Raw genomic sequence first — 1393 nt, 5'->3', positions numbered from 1 at the left:
TGTCTAGTCCTAAATAACCGATACAGATTATTAAAGGATTAAAATTAATATTTAAAGCTTAACGATTCTAGCATCGTTAAGCTTTTTTGATTTGTACTGTTTTCTACTTAGTTTGTTTTGTTGATGCATTTGCTGTGGTGTTAGCAGGTGATTGGATAAGTGCGGTCTCTGATTGTTATAAATTTGGATTGCATTTTTGATTAGCTGTTTTTTCACTTCTATATCATTGATACTTTTAGCGACTTTAAATTCTTGCTTTAGTATTCCATTTATTCTTTCTGCTATTGCATTCTCGTAAGGATCATACTTCTCTGTCATACTGGCTTTAATATTGTTCTGATTCAACAGTTGTTGATAATCGTTTGAGCAATATTGCAAACCTCTATCAGAGTGATGGATCAATGGTTGATCTTTATTGATTCTGTTCTTTAAGGCCATCTCAAGAGCTTGCAGGGAACCATCTACCGCTAGAGTATTGGATACATTATAGCCCATTATCTTTTTAGAATAGGCATCTGTGATTAAGGCTAGATAGGACGGGTTGCTTCTGTCACCTACGTAGGTGATATCACTGACCCAGATTTGTTCTGGTCTTATGATATCAACATTGCTAACGATGTTCCTGTGTTTTCTAAATCGATGATGTGAGTCTGTAGTTATGTGATAGCTTCTTTTAGGTTTTATCAACATGTGATTTGCTTTAAGTATTCTAAAAAGCTTATCCCGACCTACTTTTAAATCAGTAAGTTCTCGTTTCAAAATATGATATAATTTTCTAGTACCTAGTTTGGGCATTACATTACGTTTAGCCCTAACTAAAGCTATTACTTGTTTTGATATAGATTGTTTATGGCTTCTAGACTTAATGGAGCGATAATATACCTGTCTGTCAAGCCCGAGTAAGTTACAGGTGGAAACTATGGTTTCTTCTTGTTCTTCTTTGAAGACTTCAATAACTCGGGCGTGTAATTTTTTCTGATCTGGATATCATATTCCTTCTCGGCCATATCTACAAGCATATCAAAGATGATTGCTTTCTTGTCAGCACGCTCGGCCAGATACTCTGCTCTAGCTTTTTGTTTTTCTAGTAGCTTTACTTTTGCCTCTAGCTCGATGATCTTTTGTTCTGGTGTCTTTGCCACTGTTACAACGGATAGGTTTTCCCAATCAAAGGTACCATATTTGCGCAACCAAGTCGTAATTGTAGATCTAGCTTGTATACCATATTTAAGATGAGCTGCTAACCGATCTAATTGACCTGATTCTATTTCTTCTACTACTTGAAGCTTAAAAGAAAGCGAGTAGTCTTTTTGGGTACGTTTAACATACCCAGTGGTTACTGGTGTTTTCATTACACTAAGAATTTAGTGTATCGCTATTTCAGGACGGGACA

The 1393-nt window shown here is 35.8% G+C and carries 2 protein-coding genes; both read right to left on the bottom strand.

Going from position 1 to position 1393, the window contains the following annotated elements:
* Positions 1–51: 51 nt before the first annotated feature.
* Complete coding sequence (locus tag EAX61_RS16295; RefSeq protein WP_236642068.1) at positions 52–921, bottom strand: IS3 family transposase; 870 nt, start codon at positions 919–921, stop codon at positions 52–54.
* On the bottom strand, positions 918–1352 hold the full coding sequence (locus tag EAX61_RS16595; protein WP_201739480.1) for a transposase: 435 nt from the start codon (positions 1350–1352) through the stop codon (positions 918–920). The genes EAX61_RS16295 and EAX61_RS16595 overlap by 4 nt, the downstream gene beginning before the upstream one ends.
* Positions 1353–1393: the final 41 nt, after the last annotated feature.

Origin of the sequence: Dokdonia sinensis, from assembly GCF_003688895.1 — a bacterium.
GTDB lineage: Bacteria > Bacteroidota > Bacteroidia > Flavobacteriales > Flavobacteriaceae > Dokdonia > Dokdonia sinensis.
This window is presented reverse-complemented; position numbering and strand designations above follow the sequence as displayed.

Coding starts and splice junctions, on each gene's coding strand:
- EAX61_RS16595 (WP_201739480.1), bottom strand. CDS start 1,352: ATGAAAACACCAGTAACCACTGGGTATGTTAAACGTACCCAAAAAGAC.